The sequence below is a fragment of the Sphingomonas sp. P4_G3 genome, from assembly GCF_056401105.1.
Genome location: NZ_JBFUJZ010000002.1, coordinates 191654 through 208741, shown reverse-complemented (window position 1 = coordinate 208741; position 17088 = coordinate 191654). Strand labels below are relative to the sequence as shown.

Annotated in this window: 17 protein-coding genes; 11 read left to right on the top strand and 6 right to left on the bottom strand. The window is 63.8% G+C overall.

Annotated features, from left to right (window positions below):
- Window positions 1–126: 126 nt before the first annotated feature.
- The 3 genes from AC1DQQ_RS06545 to AC1DQQ_RS06535 form a co-directional block, all read right to left on the bottom strand.
- Window positions 127–675, bottom strand: a complete 549-nt coding sequence (locus AC1DQQ_RS06545) for a DUF805 domain-containing protein (RefSeq protein WP_478029330.1) — start codon at window positions 673–675, stop codon at window positions 127–129.
- Window positions 676–720: 45 nt separating this feature from the next.
- Window positions 721–1134 carry a DUF805 domain-containing protein gene (locus AC1DQQ_RS06540; protein WP_478029331.1) on the bottom strand — a complete coding sequence of 138 codons (414 nt, stop codon included), beginning with the start codon at window positions 1132–1134 and terminating at the stop codon, window positions 721–723.
- Between the two features lie 233 nt (window positions 1135–1367).
- A complete protein-coding gene (locus AC1DQQ_RS06535; protein WP_478044637.1) occupies window positions 1368–2876 on the bottom strand; it encodes a YifB family Mg chelatase-like AAA ATPase in 1509 nt (502 codons plus the stop codon).
- Window positions 2877–3105: 229 nt separating this feature from the next.
- Here AC1DQQ_RS06535 and rpmH point away from each other — a divergent pair, with 229 nt between their 5' ends.
- The 7 genes from rpmH (at window position 3106) to AC1DQQ_RS06500 (ending at window position 8827) form a co-directional block, all read left to right on the top strand.
- Complete coding sequence (gene rpmH / locus AC1DQQ_RS06530; RefSeq protein ID WP_066589281.1) at window positions 3106–3240, top strand: 50S ribosomal protein L34; 135 nt, start codon at window positions 3106–3108, stop codon at window positions 3238–3240.
- A gap of 80 nt (window positions 3241–3320) precedes the next feature.
- Window positions 3321–3644: a ribonuclease P protein component gene (rnpA, locus tag AC1DQQ_RS06525; RefSeq protein WP_478041798.1), complete on the top strand. Its 324-nt coding sequence runs from the start codon at window positions 3321–3323 to the stop codon at window positions 3642–3644.
- Window positions 3641–3853 carry a membrane protein insertion efficiency factor YidD gene (gene yidD / locus AC1DQQ_RS06520; protein ID WP_478029334.1) on the top strand — a complete coding sequence of 71 codons (213 nt, stop codon included), beginning with the start codon at window positions 3641–3643 and terminating at the stop codon, window positions 3851–3853. Before rnpA ends, yidD begins: the two co-directional genes overlap by 4 nt.
- Window positions 3854–3879: 26 nt before the next feature.
- A complete protein-coding gene (yidC, locus tag AC1DQQ_RS06515) occupies window positions 3880–5586 on the top strand; it encodes a membrane protein insertase YidC (protein WP_478041799.1) in 1707 nt (568 codons plus the stop codon).
- A gap of 1 nt (window position 5587) precedes the next feature.
- The gene (yihA, locus tag AC1DQQ_RS06510) at window positions 5588–6226 is read left to right on the top strand and encodes a ribosome biogenesis GTP-binding protein YihA/YsxC (protein WP_478029336.1); all 639 of its coding nucleotides are present in this window, start codon (window positions 5588–5590) and stop codon (window positions 6224–6226) included.
- 55 nt (window positions 6227–6281) lie between these two features.
- On the top strand, window positions 6282–7631 hold the full coding sequence (locus AC1DQQ_RS06505) for a M28 family metallopeptidase (protein ID WP_478044635.1): 1350 nt from the start codon (window positions 6282–6284) through the stop codon (window positions 7629–7631).
- A gap of 65 nt (window positions 7632–7696) precedes the next feature.
- Window positions 7697–8827, top strand: coding sequence for a zinc-binding dehydrogenase (locus AC1DQQ_RS06500; protein WP_478044634.1), 1131 nt, complete (start codon window positions 7697–7699; stop codon window positions 8825–8827).
- Window positions 8828–8834: 7 nt separating this feature from the next.
- Here the strand turns inward: AC1DQQ_RS06500 and AC1DQQ_RS06495 are convergent, their stop codons facing one another.
- Window positions 8835–9494, bottom strand: coding sequence for an SH3 domain-containing protein (locus AC1DQQ_RS06495; protein WP_478044813.1), 660 nt, complete (start codon window positions 9492–9494; stop codon window positions 8835–8837).
- A 203-nt stretch (window positions 9495–9697) separates the two neighbouring features.
- On the opposite strand from AC1DQQ_RS06495, the gene AC1DQQ_RS06490 reads away from it, so the two are divergent.
- The 4 genes from AC1DQQ_RS06490 (at window position 9698) to AC1DQQ_RS06475 (ending at window position 14942) form a co-directional block, all read left to right on the top strand.
- Window positions 9698–11179, top strand: coding sequence for an ATPase domain-containing protein (locus AC1DQQ_RS06490; RefSeq protein ID WP_478041803.1), 1482 nt, complete (start codon window positions 9698–9700; stop codon window positions 11177–11179).
- Between the two features lie 7 nt (window positions 11180–11186).
- A complete protein-coding gene (locus AC1DQQ_RS06485) occupies window positions 11187–13709 on the top strand; it encodes an ATP-binding protein (RefSeq protein ID WP_478044632.1) in 2523 nt (840 codons plus the stop codon).
- An 80-nt stretch (window positions 13710–13789) separates the two neighbouring features.
- Window positions 13790–14461 (top strand): glutathione S-transferase family protein, encoded by a 672-nt coding sequence (locus tag AC1DQQ_RS06480; protein WP_478041805.1) that lies wholly within the window; start codon window positions 13790–13792, stop codon window positions 14459–14461.
- A 49-nt stretch (window positions 14462–14510) separates the two neighbouring features.
- Complete coding sequence (locus AC1DQQ_RS06475) at window positions 14511–14942, top strand: globin domain-containing protein (RefSeq protein ID WP_478041806.1); 432 nt, start codon at window positions 14511–14513, stop codon at window positions 14940–14942.
- 14 nt (window positions 14943–14956) lie between these two features.
- Here the strand turns inward: AC1DQQ_RS06475 and AC1DQQ_RS06470 are convergent, their stop codons facing one another.
- Together AC1DQQ_RS06470 and AC1DQQ_RS06465 are read right to left on the bottom strand one after the other, a co-directional pair.
- On the bottom strand, window positions 14957–15970 hold the full coding sequence (locus AC1DQQ_RS06470; protein WP_478029344.1) for an inorganic phosphate transporter: 1014 nt from the start codon (window positions 15968–15970) through the stop codon (window positions 14957–14959).
- Between the two features lie 9 nt (window positions 15971–15979).
- Window positions 15980–17083: a DUF47 family protein gene (locus AC1DQQ_RS06465; RefSeq protein ID WP_478029542.1), complete on the bottom strand. Its 1104-nt coding sequence runs from the start codon at window positions 17081–17083 to the stop codon at window positions 15980–15982.
- Window positions 17084–17088 lie beyond the last annotated feature (5 nt).

The following is a 17088-nucleotide window of genomic DNA, read 5'->3' as shown; positions in this document are numbered from 1 at the left end:
AAGCCGCGCACACCAGAGTCTTGTCGAAGTGCGACGCGCGTCGCGCGCAGCTTTACCGTAAGGTGATCGGCAGGCCGACGGCTTGCCTGGACGAGCGATTTCGTCCGGGCAAGCCGCCGCGCAGGGTTATTGGAAGGTCTGCGACAGATTGCCGATACCGCCCAGCGGATCAGGACCGAAGCGGTTCGGCCCACTGGTACCTGGAAGGCACCAGAAGACGAGCAGAACGATCCCGCCGATCCACGACACGAGCGAGAAGATCACGCCGATTCCCGATATGCCGGCGCTCTGGTTGACGGCGCCGCCGACACTAAGCGCCAACGCCAGCAGGTACGGACCCCAGTACAGAAACAGCCACCAGCCCGCCCGATCGGTATCGTGGAGACGCCGCACTTGCACCGCGATAATTGGGATCAGCAAGGCGAGCCAGACGATCCCCAGGATGATGGCGATGATGCCCATGGAGGCGAACATACCCACCATGCCACCGAGCCTTGGCGTGCCATCGGAACTGGTGCCGGCCATGCTCATCGCGCTGCCCGCGATCACTACGATGGTAACGAGCGCAACCAGCCAGATGATGGCCAGCAGCAGCATGAACATCCAGAATTCCTGCCGACGCGAGCGCCCCGAAAATTCGGCATAACGCTTCAACGGCATAAACATCCATTCCATGGAATGTCTCTCCTTGCTCTCGTCTCGATCGACTAACGCAGCCCCCTACTGGAAGGTCTGCCCCAAATTGCCCGCACCGCCCAGAGGATCGGGGCCATATTTGTTCGGGCCCGGCGTACCAGGCAGACAATAGAAGATCAGGTTTGCGATCGGGATCAGAATGAACCAGCCCGATTTATCCTGGTCGTGCATGCGGCGGACTCCAACGGCGATGCTCGGGACGAGAATAGCCAGATAGAAGACCCAGATGATGACGGCGAATATTCCGGCGCCCCCACCACCGGTTACCACGCCCGTCTGGGGATCGACCGACATGGACGACGCGAACATGATACCCATCAGGATCTGAAGGACGACCATCACGATCGTCACGAACAGAGCGAACATCCAGAACTCCATCCGGGTCGAGCGGCCTTGAAAATCCGCATACCGTTTCAGCGGCATAAGCATCCATTGCATCAAACGTCTCCCTGTTAGCCTAATGTGGGTTTTGCGATCCGTTTCATGACAATTTTCATCCGGCAGAAACGCCGGTGTGCGCCCTTGCGCCATGGTGGAGGAGTTGAAAGCGAAGGATCCCCAGCGTCTTAGCAGCCGCAGTCGATCCGTTCATCGTGATACTCCCCCGAGTCGCGAGGGTAACCTGATCCTATCCCGGTACGATTACAACCAACTCTCGCCGTATCTGTCCCTCAGCTGGACGGCGCACGCCGGCGATAGCTCAGCGCCTCGGCGACATGGACGCGCCCGACATCGGCCGCACCGGCAAGATCGGCGATCGTCCGCGCGACCCTGAGCACGCGGGTATAGCCCCGCGCCGACAGCCGCATCGCTTCGGAGGCCTGGGCCAGCAAGGTGCGTCCGGCATCATCAGGCGTCGCCACCGCTTCGAGCAGGTCGCCATCGGCTTCGGCATTGGTGCGGGCGGTTTCGTCGGCATAACGCCGCGCCTGGACCTGTCGCGCCGCCATCACGCGCCGCGCGACCTCCGCCGATCCCTCGGCCGGCGGCGGCAGGACGAGATCGGCGGCGCTGACCGACTGGACTTCGACGTGCAGGTCGATGCGATCGAGCAGCGGTCCCGACACTTTGGCCTGATAATCGGCGGCGCATCTCGGCGCGCGAGCACAGGCGAGAGACGCATCGCCGAGATGGCCGCAACGGCAAGGATTCATCGCCGCGACGAGCTGCACCCGCGCCGGGAAGGTCACATGTGCATTGGCACGCGCGACGCTGACCGTCCCGGTCTCGAGCGGCTGGCGCAGCGAATCGAGCACGCCGCGCTGGAATTCGGGGAGCTCGTCGAGGAACGGCACGCCGAGATGCGCCATGCTGACTTCGCCCGGCCGCACCTTGAGACCACCACCGACCAATGCCGCCATCGACGCCGAATGATGCGGGGCGCGATAGGGTCTCGCGCGGGTGATCCGCCCGCCGTCGAGCGTGCCGGCGACCGACTGGACCATCGACACTTCGAGCGCTTCGCCGGCATCAAGCGGCGGCAGGATGCCCGGCAGGCACGACGCCATGAGCGATTTGCCCGCGCCCGGCGGCCCGATCATCAACAGATTGTGCGCGCCCGCGGCGGCGATTTCGAGCGCGCGCTTGGCGGTTTCCTGACCCTTCACTTGCCGGAGATCGGGGCCGGCAGCCGGTTCCACGGCCTCGCCGGGCTGCGGCGGACCGATCAACTGATTGCCCTTGAGGTGATTGAGCAGGCCAATCAGGTCAGGCGCGGCGATCACGTCGATCGACCCAGCCCAGGCCGCTTCGGCGCCTTGTGCGGCCGGGCAGACCAGCCCCTTCCCTTCGCCCGACGCATGGAGCGCGGCGAGCAGGACGCCCGGCGACGGCGCGATTCGGCCGTTCAACCCAAGTTCGCCGACCACGACCAGCTCGCTCAGCGTCTCGGCGTCGACCACGCCCATCGCACCGAGCAGACCAAGCGCGATCGGCAGGTCGAAATGCGTCCCTTCCTTGGGCAGATCGGCGGGCGACAGGTTCACGACGATGTGTTTGGGCGGCATCGACAGCCCCATCGCCGCGATCGCGCCGCGCACGCGCTCCCGGCTCTCCGCCACCGCCTTATCGGCCAGCCCGACAACGATAAACTTGGGCAAACCGGGAATCAGCTGCACCTGCACTTCGACCGCGCGTGCTTCCAGTCCGAGATAGGCGACGGTGGAAACGATGGTGGTCATTGATGCTCCCTGACCCCTACTTACCCTGCTATCCCGCCGGCGCGATTGGCTTTAACGCCATTTTGGCGCCATCTCATGTGTCTTGTATCGCCAAGACACCGCCCCCATCTGTCGACAATGCCGGCTGACCGTTCCGCGTTGACTTCGGCCGCGCTCTCGCTTAAGCGCGCTCCCCACAAGGCCGTCCCCGTGGCGGCCCTTTTCAATTTCGACGTACAGGGAATGAACGATGAAGCGGACCTTTCAGCCGAGCAACCTGGTGCGTGCGCGCCGGCACGGCTTCCGCGCACGGATGGCGACGGTGGGCGGACGCAATGTGATCCGTGCGCGTCGCAATCGCGGCCGCAAGAAGCTGTCGGCGTAACACCCGACCCTGCTTTGCAAGATGATTCGGCCAGCCCGCCTCCTTCGGGAGCGCGGGCTGGTGCCGTTTCTGCGTCCGTGGTGACGCTGACCAAGCGGCGCGATTTCCTGGCGGCCAATGCCGGCAAACGCGCGCCGATGCCCGCCTTCGTCCTGCTGGTCCGCCGTCGCGACGACAAAGATGCGACGATGCGCGTCGGCTATACGGTCACCAAGAAGATCGGCAATGCGGTGGTTCGCAACCGCATCAAGCGGCGTTTCCGGGCGTTGGCGCATGATGTGCTGAGCGTCAGTGGCGTCGCCGGCGCGGATCATGTGCTGATCGGACGCGCCGACGCGCTGACTCGCGACTTTGTCCAGCTGAAGGCCGATCTGATCAAGGCGCTGGCGAAGGTTTCGCGATGATCGCCAAAATGCTGATCGCACTGGTTCGCCTGTGGCAAATCGGCCCTTCGGCGATAATGCCGCCGACCTGTCGCTATCAGCCTTCGTGTTCGGCCTATGCAATCACCGCGCTTCGCCGCTATGGCGCGCTGAAGGGCGGGTGGTTGGCAATGAAGCGCATCGCCCGGTGCCATCCCTGGGGCGGGTACGGGCCCGACCCCGTTCCCTGATTTTCTGATCGAAGGTTCCTGAGCGCGTGAAGAACGACAATCGCAATTTTATCATGTTCGCGGTGCTCGCGGTGCTGCTGCTGTTCGCATGGCCGCTGGTCGTGAACCGGATCATGCCGCCGGCAAACCCGCCGGTCACCAAGATCGAGGGCGGCAAGACCCAGGTCCAGCCCAATCCCGCCGCGCCGACCACCGCGAACCCGGACGCGGTGCGCGATACCAAGGTCGTGCTGAGCGAGACCGCGGCGCAGCGCGTGCCGATCGACACGCCGACGCTCAAGGGCTCGATCAACCTCAAGGGCGCGCGGATCGATGACCTGCTGCTGACCGAGTATAAGGACACGATCGAGAAGAATTCGCCGCCGATCCGCTTGTTGTCGCCGGCAGGCACAGCCGGCGCCTATTTCGCGGAATTCGGCTGGCAGGATACCGGCATCAAGTCGCCGACTCCCGACACCGTCTGGACCGCGACCGGCAGCGTGCTCGCGCCGGGCAAGCCGGTCACGCTGACCGCCGCCAACGACGCGGGCCAGCGCTTCCAGATCGATCTCGCCGTCGACCAGGATTACATGTTCACCGTTCGCCAGAGCGTCATCAATGGCGCCGCGCAGCCGATCAAAGTCGCGCCCTACGGCCTAGTCAACCGCGCCGAGGCGTCGAAGGACCTCGACAGCTGGTCGATTCAGGTCGGTCCGATGTCGGTCCACAACGGAGCAGCCGACTATGATGTCAACTGGAAGGACGTCGACAAGGCGCCGCAAAAGTTTTCGACCACCGGCGGCTGGCTCGGCTTCACCGACAAATATTGGCTGACGGCCCTGGTCCCCGATCAGGAGGCGGCCTTCGCCGGCGAGTTCCAGTCGACCGGCAAAGGCGGGTACCAGGCCGATTACGCCCGCGTCGCAAAGGAGGTCGCGCCCGGCCAACAATTGTCCCAGACAAGCCGGTTCTTCGCGGGTGCGAAGGAAGTACGGTTGCTAGACCGCTATACCGACAAGGAAGGCATCGCGCTGTTCGATCACGCCGTCGATTGGGGCTGGTTTCGGTACATCGAAAAGCCGATCTTCTATTATCTCGACTGGCTGTTCCGCATGGTCGGCAATTTCGGCGTGGCGATCATGCTGCTGACCCTGACGATCCGCTTGCTGATCTTCCCGATCGCGCAACGCCAGTTCGCCTCGATGGCGCAGATGCGCGCGATCCAGCCCAAGATGAAGGCGCTGCAGGAAAAGCATAAGGACGACAAGCAACGCCAGCAGCAGGAAGTGATGGCGCTGTACAAGACCGAGGGCGTCAATCCGCTCGCCGGCTGTCTGCCGACCTTCCTCCAGATCCCGATCATGTATTCGCTATACAAGGTGCTGATGCTGACGATCGAAATGCGGCACCAGCCGTTCGTCGCCTGGATCAAGGATCTGTCGGCGCCCGATCCGCTGACCCCGCTCAATTTGTTCGGCATCCTGCACTTCACCCCACCGCACATGATCGCGATCGGCGTGGTGCCGATCCTGCTCGGCATCTCGATGTGGCTGCAGTTCAAGATGAACCCGCAGCCGATGGACGACGCGCAGAAGCAGGTCTTTGCGCTGATGCCCTGGGTGTTGATGTTCGTGATGGCGCCGTTCGCGGTCGGCCTTCAGGTCTACTGGATCACCAGCAACCTGCTGACCGTGCTGCAGCAGCGGATCCTCTACGCGCGGCACCCTGCCCTCAAGCAACCGGTGGTCAAATAACGTGAGCGAATTCGATGAGGACGCGATCGAGGCGGCGCGTAAGATTTTCGCCGGGCCGGTCGCGTTCCTCAAATCCGCCCCTGCGCTCGAGCATCTGCCCGATCCCGTGGTCCCAGAAGTCGCGTTTGCCGGCCGGTCGAACGTCGGCAAGTCGTCGCTGCTCAACAAGCTGACCAATCGCAACTCGCTGGCGCGCACGTCGAACACACCGGGACGGACGCAGGAGCTCAACTTCTTCGACGTGGGCGAGCCCCTCGCCTTCCGGCTGGTCGACATGCCGGGCTATGGCTTCGCCAAGGCGCCGAAGGATGTCGTCAGGAAATGGCGGTACCTGGTCAACGACTTCCTGCGCGGGCGTGACGTGCTCAAGCGCACGCTCGTGCTGATCGATGCGCGGCATGGCATCAAGGATGTCGATCGCGAGATCATGGAGATGCTCGACAAGGCAGCGGTCAGCTATCGCCTGGTCCTGACCAAGGCCGACAAGATCAAGCCGACCGAACTCGACAAAGTCGCGGCCGAGACTGCGGAAGAGGCGCGCAAGCGCCCCGCCGCGCATCCCGACATCCTGTCGACCTCGAGCGAGACCGGGCTCGGCATGCCAGAATTGCGCGCCGCGGTGATCGAGGCGCTCGGCTAGATTTCGTCGGCAGCTCTACCTAAGGGTCGCGCAAACCGACCCCGGGGGAGCTTGCATGAAAAATATCGGCCTTGTCGCGGCGCTGGCGCTCATGGCGTTGCCGGCGATTCCTGCGGCATCGCGCGACAAGGCGTCGCCGACGATCGACCGCGACAAAGTCCTTGCCGAAGAAATTCTTCTCGCCGGACCGGGTTTGCGCGGCCGCGGCAGTGCCACTGCCGACGAGGCCATCGCCGCCGGATATGTCGCGTCGTTGTTCCGCGATTCCGGGCTGCGCCATGCGCCCGGCATGGACTCCTATCTCCAGACGGCGCCGCTGACCCGGCGCGCTATCGCCGGGCCGCCGGTCCTGACGATCGACGGCAAGCCGGTGGCAGGCGCAACGCTGTTGTTGACGGGCGGCGGGACTGCCGGCGGCAAAGCCGTCATCGTGACCCGCCCCGATGGCGACATCCCCTCGGCCGAAATCGTCGTCTATACCGGCCCTGCCGACAGCCTGATGACCTTTGCCCGCAAGCTGCGCGGCAAGGGAATCAAGCTGGTGCTGGCCGCCGAGAGCGACGCCAGCCGCAAGTTCCTGGATATGATCGGCGGCAAGCCATCGCTGCCGACGACGATCGAGGGCACGCCCAGCCGCCGCCCGCCGATGACGGTCGCGACGATTCCCACCGAGACACTGGCCGGCATCGCGGCAGGCGCCGATGTGTCGATCCAGGTCCCGATCGCAACCACCAGGGCGACCACCACCAATGCGATCGGCTATCTGCCGGGCACCGATCCCAAGGCAGGCGTGATCCTGCTGTCGGCGCATCTCGATCACCTCGGCGTGCGGCCGGACGGCACCGTCATGCCCGGCGCCAATGACGACGCTTCCGGCACGGTCGCCGTCATCGAACTCGCCCGCGCCTTTGCCGCGATGGGCCGGCAGAAGCGCGGTATTCTGTTCGTCGCTTATGGCAGCGAAGAGATTGGCGGTCTCGGCTCGACCTGGTTCGGCGAGCATCCGCCGGTGCCGCTCACCGATCTCGTCGCCAATATCGAGTTCGAGATGATCGGCGCGCAGGATCCCAAATTGCCCAAGGGCGCGCTGATGATGACCGGTTCGGAGCGTTCCAATCTGTTCGACATGATGAAGAGCCAGGGTGCGCTGATCGCTGCCGATCCTTATCCGGAGCAGAGCTTTTTCGAGCGATCGGACAATTATTCGCTCGCCCTCAAGGGGATCGTCGCTCACACCCTGTCGGGCTGGGCGGTGGTGCCGACCTATCACCAGCCGACCGACACGGTCGAGAATCTCGATATCGATTATATGACGAAGGCGATCCGCTCGCTGGTCGCACCGGTCCGCCTTCTGGCGTCTGGCGGGTTCAAGCCGGAGTGGAAAGCCAATGGCCGGCCGAAATGATGAGGACTTGAACCGATCGCTCCCCAAGCTACATACCGGACAATCGAAAAATAAGGGAGGATCGAATGACCACACCGACCAAGGGCCTCGAACTGCGTTCGCTGGTGTCCGACGGCAAGCTCGAATTGTCGCTGGTCGATGTCGAATTGTCTCCTCCCGGCCCGGGCGAAGTGATCGTTCGGATCGAGGCGGCGCCGCTCAATCCATCCGACCTCGGCCTGCTGACCGGCCCCGCCGATCTCGCCACGCTTGATCAGCGCGGCACGGCTGACCGTCCGCTGCTGACCGCCGAGATTCCCGAGCAGCGCATGCCGATGGTGCGCGCGCGGCTCAATGAATCGATGCCGGTCGGCAATGAAGGCGCCGGAACGGTGGTCGCCGCCGGCGATGGCGCCGAGGAGTTGATCGGCAAGACCGTCGCGGTGATCGGTGGCGGCATGTACACCCAGTACCGCAAGGCGCGATTGAGCGACCTGCTCCCCTTCCCCGACGGTGTCACCGCACGCGAAGGCGCGTCGGCCTTCGTCAATCCGCTGACCGCGCTGGCAATGGTCGAGACGATGCGCGCCGAGGGGCATAAGGCCCTGGTCCATACCGCCGCGGCGTCGAACCTCGGCCAGATGCTCAACCGCATCTGCATTGCCGATGGCGTGAGCCTGGTGAACATCGTCCGTTCGGCCGAGCAGGCGAAGATCCTGCACGATATCGGCGCCAAATATGTGGTCGATTCGACCTCGGAAAACTTCCGCGACGAACTGGTCGACGCGCTCGCCGAGACCGGCGCGACAATTGCGTTCGACGCGATCGGCGGCGGCAAGCTAGCCGGTCAGATCCTCGCGGCGATGGAAGTCGCCGCCAATCGCAACGCGACGACCTATAGCCGCTATGGATCGAACACCTACAAGCAGGTCTATATCTACGGCGCGCTCGACCTCGGACCGACCTTGATCGGCCGCGATGTCGGGTTTTCCTGGGGCGTCGGCGGCTTCCTGTTGACCCCGTTCCTGATGAAGGCCGGCGCCGAGGTGGTCGGTCGCATGCGCGCGCGTGTCGCCGCCGAAATCCGCACAACCTTCGCCAGCCATTACACCGCGGAAATCTCGCTGGCGGAAGCGCTCGATAAGGACACGCTGCTCGCCTACAGCGCGAAGAAGACCGGCGAGAAATATTTGATCGTGCCGTCCGCGAGCGGCTGATCCGCCATCAATCGCCGTTGATGAAAATCGCCATCATCCACTTGCCGTCGCGCTTTCGAAAGATCGCGCGATAGGCGAGCGGGTTGCGCAGGAAATCGACGCGGACATAACCTTCCTTACCCTCGTCAGTCTTCACGTGCGTCCATGCGCTGTCCTTCTCGTCAATGACGGTCAGGATGTCCCAGTCGAGCAACGCCACGACCGGGCTGTCTGTATTCGGACTGGCGCGCAGATTGACCCGCGGCCGGCTAGGCACGGTGGTCGCGAACGTGTCGCGCGACTGCGGCAGGCGCGCATACATATAAGGAATGCTCGCCTCGCCCCGGTCGAGTGCGCAGCCGAGCGACAATGCCAGATCGAGTTCGACCCACAGGTTCGATGACGCGGGGTGGATCAGGTCCCATTCCTTCGCGAACCCCGCTTTGCCCGGGATGCCGACATCGAGCGAATATTCGATGTCCGGCATCGTGAGCGCCAGCAGCGCCTTCGCATCCTTGCGCGCGACGACGCCCTTCAATGTCGTGCGGAACGCGGCGAACGACGCATCCGCCGCGCATTCGTCGCGTGGCGGCAGCTTGTCCGCGCGCGCCGTGGCGGGAAGGGTCATGGCGGCCAGCGCCGCGAGCAGGGCGATCTTCATGCGCCACAAGGCATCATGCGTGGGCACCCAAGTCAATCGCCGCGCTCGAGAGCGACTACACAACTGAAATCATTCACATAAACGATCATTTCGGACCATTCCGGGCAGCGGAAAGGCGCCGCCGCGACAAGCTGCGGGGGATCGAAATCGCCAGTCCGGCATTGAGCAACATCAAGTCGTAACGGACGCGATACCGTTAACGTTGGATGTTTGCAGAAGATGGAGTTCGGATGGGAAATTGTGCAACCGGGGTCGCCGGGCTGGATGAAATCCTCGCCGGTGGTCTAGCGAAGGGCAGGTTGTTTCTTGTCGAAGGCAGCCCAGGCACCGGCAAGACGACGATCGCCAGCCAGTTCCTTATGTCCGGCGCGGAAAACGGCGAACGGGTACTCTATATCACCTTGTCCGAAACCGAGGAGGAACTGCGCGACGGCGCGGCGTCGCATGGATGGAAATTCCCGGACAATTTCGAAATCTTCGAGCTCGTCCCGCCCGAAAGCCTGCTCAACGACGAACAACAGCAAAGCCTGCTTTACTCATCCGACCTCGAACTGGGTGAAACGACGAAACGGATATTCGAAGCCTTCGAGCGCGCCAAGCCGGCGCGGGTGGTGCTCGACAGTCTGTCCGAAATCCGTCTGCTCGCGCAAAGTTCGCTGCGGTATCGCCGCCAGATCCTGGCGCTGAAACACTATTTTTCGCACAATGACGCGACCGTGCTGATGCTCGACGATCTGACCGCGGATGTGATGGACAAGACCGTGCACAGCGTCGCGCATGCCGTGATCCGGCTGGAGGAATTGTCGCCCAATTATGGAGCGGAGCGGCGGCGAATGCGCGTGATCAAATATCGCGGCCGCCGCTATCGCGGCGGGTACCACGACTTCGTCATCGAGACGGGTGGCGTCCGCGCGTTCCCACGGCTGGTGTCGGCCGAACATCGGGCCGATTTCAAGCGCGAGACGGTGCCGATCGACAATAAGCGTCTCAACGAACTGCTCGGCGGCGGATTCGAGCGCGGCGCCAGCAATCTGATCCTGGGCCCCGCCGGCACCGGCAAATCGCTGCTCACGCTCAGCTTCGTCCAATCGGCGATCATGCGCGGCGAAAGCGCGGCGATGTTCATCTTCGACGAGGAACTCGGGCTGTTGTTCGAGCGCTCCAAGGGGTTGGGCATCGATCTTCCGGCGATGGTCGACACCGGAAGGCTGGTGATCGAACAGATCGACGCCGCAGAACTGACCCCCGGGGAATTCTCCGAGCGCGTGCGTGTTTGCGTCGAAACGCATGGCGCGCGGACCGTCGTGATCGACAGCCTCAACGGCTATCAGGCGGCAATGCCCGAAGAGCAGGCGTTGATCCTGCACATGCACGAATTGCTGCAATATCTGAACCGCCAAGGCGCGACGACCTTCCTCACGGTCGCGCAGCACGGCCTTGTCGGCGACATGAAATCGCCGGTCGATGTGACCTACCTGGCCGATACGGTCATCCTGTTGCGCTATTTCGAGGCGTTGGGACGGGTCCGGCGCGCAATGTCGGTCGTTAAGAAACGCACCGGCTTTCACGAGGACACGATCAGGGAGTTCATGATCGACAAAAATGGCATCACGCTCGGCGAACCGCTCACTGCCTTCCAGGGTGTGCTGCGCGGCGTGCCGAGCCTCGTCGGCGACGACAGCGCCAGCCTCCTCGAGGTCAAGCGCGGGTGAGCCTCCCTTGAATCGTACCATCGACGAAGGCGCCGTCATCCTGGCGCCGCACGGGCGCGACGCCGTCGTAGCCGAAGCGATGTTGCGCGAGGCGGGTCTCGAGGCAGCCGCCCTTCCCGATCTTCCTGCGTTCGTCCGCGCGTTACGGAGCGGTGCCGGCTTCGCGATCGTGACCGAAGAAACGCTGCGCAGCGCCGATCTGCGCGACCTAGCAGGTTTCATTGCCGATCAGGCCGAATGGTCCGACTTTCCCTTCATCGTTCTGACCGCGCGCGGCGGTGGGCTCGAGCGCAATCCAGGTGCGGTGCGGTTGCTCGAGACGCTGGGCAACGTCACCTTCCTCGAACGTCCCTTCCACCCCACGACGCTGATCAGTCTGGCGCGAGCGGCGCGACGCGCGCGACGGCGGCAATATGAGGCAAGAACGCGGCTCGAGGACATCCGCGCGGGCCAGGAACGTCTGCGCGTCGCGCTGAACGCGGGCGGGCTCGGCGCCTGGACGATGGAGCTCAGGACCAACACGCTGCACGCATCGCCCGACTGCAAGGCACATTACGGCCGGCGCGCGGACGAGTCGTTTGACTATGATCAACTGATTGCCGCGATCCATCCCGACGACCGCGAGCGAATGCGCGCGGCGGCCGATCGTTCGATAGAAACGGGTGCCCATTTCGACGTCGAATATCGCACCTTGTGGCCCGACGGCTCGCTCCATTGGGTTCAGGTCAATGGGCGGCTCGAGCGTGACGACCGTGGCAGGATCGAGCAGATGGTCGGCGTGTCGCAGGACATCACGGCACGTCGCCGCACGGAAAGCCATCAAGCCGCACTGATTGCGCTTGGTGATGGCCTACGCCAGATGACCGACCCGACCGCGATGTCGTTCCTGGCGGCGCAAATCCTGGGGTCGACGCTCGGCGTCAGCCGGGCGGGATATGGCATCATCGATCCGGTGGCGGAAACCGTCACGATCGAGCGCGACTGGAACAGCGCGGGGACCGAGAGCCTGGCGGGCGTGCTCCACTTTCGCCACTATGGATCTTATATCGAGGACTTGAAGCGCGGCGAATTGGTGGCGATCGCCGATGCCCGCGAGGACCCGCGCACGGCCTCCACTGCGACGGCGCTGGAAGCGATCCACGCGCGCGCAGTGCTCAATATGCCGTTGGTCGATCATAACAACTTCGTCGCCTTGCTCTATCTCAACGACAAGGGTCCGCGCGCGTGGATCGCGGAAGACGTGGCGTTCGTCCGCGACGTCGCCGATCGTACGCAGACAGCAATCGAGCGGCGCCAGGCCGAAATCGCACTAGCAGCGCTGGCGGAGTCGCTCGAGCGCCAGGTCGAGGAGCGCACGCGCGAAAGCGAGGCCGCGCAGGAGCAATTACGCCAAGCACAGAAAATGGAGGCGGTCGGTCAGCTGACCGGCGGATTGGCGCACGATTTCAACAATCTCCTCACCGGCATTTCCGGCGGGCTCGAGTTGATCGAGATGCGCATCAAGCAGGGCCGGACCGCGGAGATCGACAAATATGTCGAGATGGCGCGCAGCGCGACCAAACGCGCGGCCGCGCTCACGCATCGGCTGCTCGCTTTCTCGCGGCGCCAAACGCTCGACCCACGGCCCACCGACGTCAACCGGCTGATCGCCAATATGGAAGAATTCCTACGGCGCTCGGTCGGCCCGGAGATCGAGCTCGAAGTGGTCGGTGCGGGAGGGTTGTGGACGACCTTGATCGATCCCAACCAGCTCGAGAATGCGCTGCTCAATCTCTGCATCAATGCGCGCGACGCGATGCCCGACGGTGGCCGCATCACGATCGAAACCGCAAACAAATGGCTCGACCATGCCAGCGCGCGCGAGCGCGATTTGCCACCCGGCCAATATATCTCGCTATGCGTGACCGACACCGGCACCGGCATGTCCGCTGAGACGATCGAACGCGCGTTCGACCCGTTCTACACGACCAAGCCGCTGGGCGAGGGAACCGGGCTCGGCCTGTCGATGATCTATGGCTTCGTCCGCCAGTCCGGTGGCCAGGTGCGGATCTATTCCGAACTTGGCCAGGGCACGACGATGTGCCTGTATTTTCCGCGGGTGCATTCGCGCGAGGATGCGGAGCAGGAATCGCCCCTTCATGCGCTGCCGACGCCGTCCTCTGGCGGCGAAACCGTGTTGGTGGTCGACGACGAGCCCGCAATCCGCGCGCTGATCGCCGATGCCCTCGCCGATTTGGGCTATACCGCGATCGAAGCGGGAGACGGGGCTTCGGGGCTGGCGATGCTCCAGGCCAACCCCGCAATCCAGCTGCTGGTCACCGATGTCGGCCTGCCGCGCGGAATGAATGGCCGTCAATTGGCCGATGCGGCACGAGTCGAACGCCCCGATCTCAAGGTGCTGTTCATCACCGGCTATGCCGAGAATGCGGTGATCGGCAACGGCCAACTCGAGCGCGGGATGCACGTCCTGACCAAGCCGTTCGCGATGGACGCGCTGACCAGCAGGATTCGCGAGGTCATCGGCGACTGAGCAATAGCCGATCCGTCGATCGATCGAGTGTGCATTCACCCGCTTGCCGCGCCCTACCCGTCTCTCTATCCCGCAACGCCATGCTCAAGCTCATCATCGGCAACAAAGCCTATTCAAGTTGGTCGCTGCGCGGCTGGCTGGCGTGCAAACAATCGGGACTGGCGTTCGAGGAAGTCGTCGTGCCGCTCTACGACGCCGACTGGGACAAGCGCCGCCAGGGTGACGAGTTCGCGCCGTCATCGGGCAAGGTGCCGATCCTGTGGGACGGCGACATCGTTGTTTGGGACAGCCTGGCGATCGTCGAATTCCTCAACGACAAAACCGGCGGCGACAAATTCTGGCCCAAGGACGAAGCCGCGCGCGCGATGGCGCGGTCGATGGCGGCGGAAATGCATTCGGGCTTCGCGGCGCTGCGCAACAAACACGGCATGAATATCCGCCAAGTCTATCCGCCCCGGCAGCCGGATGACGACGTGGTCGCCGAACTGACCCGGCTGATGGAGATCTGGGCGCAAGCCCGCGCACGGTTCGGCGGGACCGGGCCGTTCCTGTTCGGCGAATTCGGCGCAGCGGACATCATGTACGCGCCCGTCTGTACGCGCATCGTGACCTATCAATTGCCGGTCGCGCGGTTCGCAGCGGCCTATGTCGAGGCCGTGCTGACGCACCCATTCATGCAGGACTGGATAGCCGGTGCGCAGGAAGAAGAATGGGTGATCGAGAAATTCGAACACGCCGCGGCGAATAGCTAGGTGCGGATGATGCAGTGCCATTGCCCGCGATCCGGATGACCGCCGAGCGATGGAGACCGACCAAGTCAATCTCGTCCGAGACAGTTTTGTCCAGATCGTGCTCGACTCCGATGCTGCCGCGCGGTCATTCTATGACCGCCTGTTCGAACTCGCCCCTGAAACCCGTCCGCTGTTCAGGAATGAAATGATCACACAGGGCCGGCATCTGATCGAGGCGCTGGGCAGGATCGTCACAGGGCTGAGCAAGCTGGACGACATGCGGCCCGGCCTACGCAAGCTGGCGGAGCGGCATGTCGATTACGGGGTGGAGGACCGCCATTATGCGGTCGCCGGCAACGCGTTGATGTACATGATTACCGTGCATGGCGGCTCTGCACTCGACAGCGCGACGATCGAGGCCTGGAAGACGGCCTACGCGCTGATCGCGGAAGTCATGATCGCTGCCAGCAACGACTATCGCGGATTGCGTACGCCGCCCTGACGGCCGGCCGCGGGTCAGAACAATGTCGTCAGCAAGTAGAACAGCGCGCCGACCGCTGCCGATGCCGGGATCGTGACGATCCAGGCGACGACGACATCGCCCGCGACACCCCAGCGTACCGCGCTCGCGCGCTTGGCGACGCCGGCACCGATGACGCAGCCGGTGATCGTATGCGTGGTCGATACCGGGATGCCGAGCAGCGACGCGGTGAACACCATGATCGTCCCGCCGGCCGAGGCGCTGAATCCCTGATGCTGCGATAATTTGGTGATGCGGCTGCCCATCGTTTCGATGATCTTCCACCCGCCCATCAACGTGCCCAGGCCCATCGCGATATAGCAGCTGATCGCCACCCAATGCGGCACTTCGAACTTGCCGTGCAGATAGCCGGTCGAGAACAGCAGCACGGTGATGACGCCCATCGTCTTCTGCGCGTCGTTGAGGCCATGGCTGAGCGAATAGGTGCCCGACGAGATCAGGTGGAGCACACGGAAGCTGCGTTCCGCGCCGCGGTTGCTGGCACGCGAGAACATCCAACTCGTCGCCAGCATGATCAGCATCGACAGGATCATGCCGAGCACCGGCGACAGCACGATCGCGATCAGCGTCTTGTTGAGCCCATTCCACTGAATGCCGGTCATGCCGGCATGCGCGACGCCCGCCCCGATGATCCCGCCGACCAAAGCGTGGCTCGAGGATGACGGAATGCCCTTCAGCCAGGTCACGATGTTCCAGAACATCGCGCCGATCAGCGCGCCGAAAACGACCCCCGGCGTCACCAGATTCTTGTCGATCAGCCCCTGCCCGATCGTCGACGCGACCTTGTGCAGACTGGGGAAAGTGATGGTCAGGAAATAGGCGGCGAAGTTGAACACGCCAGCGAAGAGCACCGCATGCACCGGTTTCAACAGCCTGGTCGATACCACTGTCGCGATCGAGTTGGCGGCGTCGTGCAGGCCGTTCAGGAAGTCGAACGCCAGCGCGACGAGGATCAGGCCGACTAACAGCGGAAAGGCAAGGTCATGCATCGACTGGGCTCAGGCGTGATCGATGACGATGCCGTCGATCTCGTTGGCGACATCCTCGAACGCGTCGACGATCCGTTCGAGATGCTTGTAGACTTCGCGCGCGACGATGAATCGCAGCGTGTCGTCGCGGCCATATTCGACGAAGCTCCGCTTCACCCCGGCGCGGTGGATGTCGTCGGCATGGCCTTCCATCCGGACCAGGCGCTCGGTCAGTTCATGCAGGCGCCCGGCGTTGCGACCTACATCGCGCAGTAGCGGCATCGCCTCGGCGGTCAGCCGTGCGGCGTCGACGATGATGCCCGCCATGTCCTTCATTTCCTGTTCGAACTCGCGAACCTCGTACAGGTCGATCGCCTGCACTGCGGCCTGCATCTCATCGATCGCATCGTCCATCGAGCCGATCAGGCTGGTGATGGTACCGCGGTCGAACGGCGTCAGGAAGGTTTCGCGCACGGTCTTGAGCACCGCGCGGGTGATCTCGTCGGCGTCGTTCTCACGCTCGATCACTTCGCGAATATGGTCGGACGCCGCGCCCGTTCCATCCTGAAGCAGCCGCGACAGTGCGTCGGCGGCGGCGGTGACCGTCAACGAGTGCGCCTCGAACATCTCGAAGAAGTTGCCAGTCTTGGGCAACAGGCGCTGAAACCAGGCGAACATGGGACTGATCCTCGATTTGGTAGCGGCGGCAAAGCCGGTGCGGCGCGCGGCCGCCTTGAATTCGGACGGGCCGAACGAACGGATGAGGTCGCTGAGATCGGGCTCGTCGACCATCGACGCCGCTTCGGGAAGGCTGACCCAGCGGCGCTCGCGCTCGCCTTGTTCCTTCCACGCCGTCAGCTCGCGATTGACCGCGAGCGGAAAGACCTCGACGTCGATCATCAGCGACGCGCCGTTCTTTTGCCGTTTGCGATAGCGATAGGTGCCGAGCGGTGTCGGACAGACGAGCCCCTGCACCCCCGCTTCCTCCTCGGCCTCGATCGCGGCCGCGGCATGAGCGACCACTCCCGAAGACGGATTGCCCTTGGGAATGACCCAGCGACGGTTTTCGCGCGAGGTGACGAGCAGGATGCGGATCGGAGCGTCGCTGGCGGCGCCTTCGGTCCGGTACGGCAAAGCCG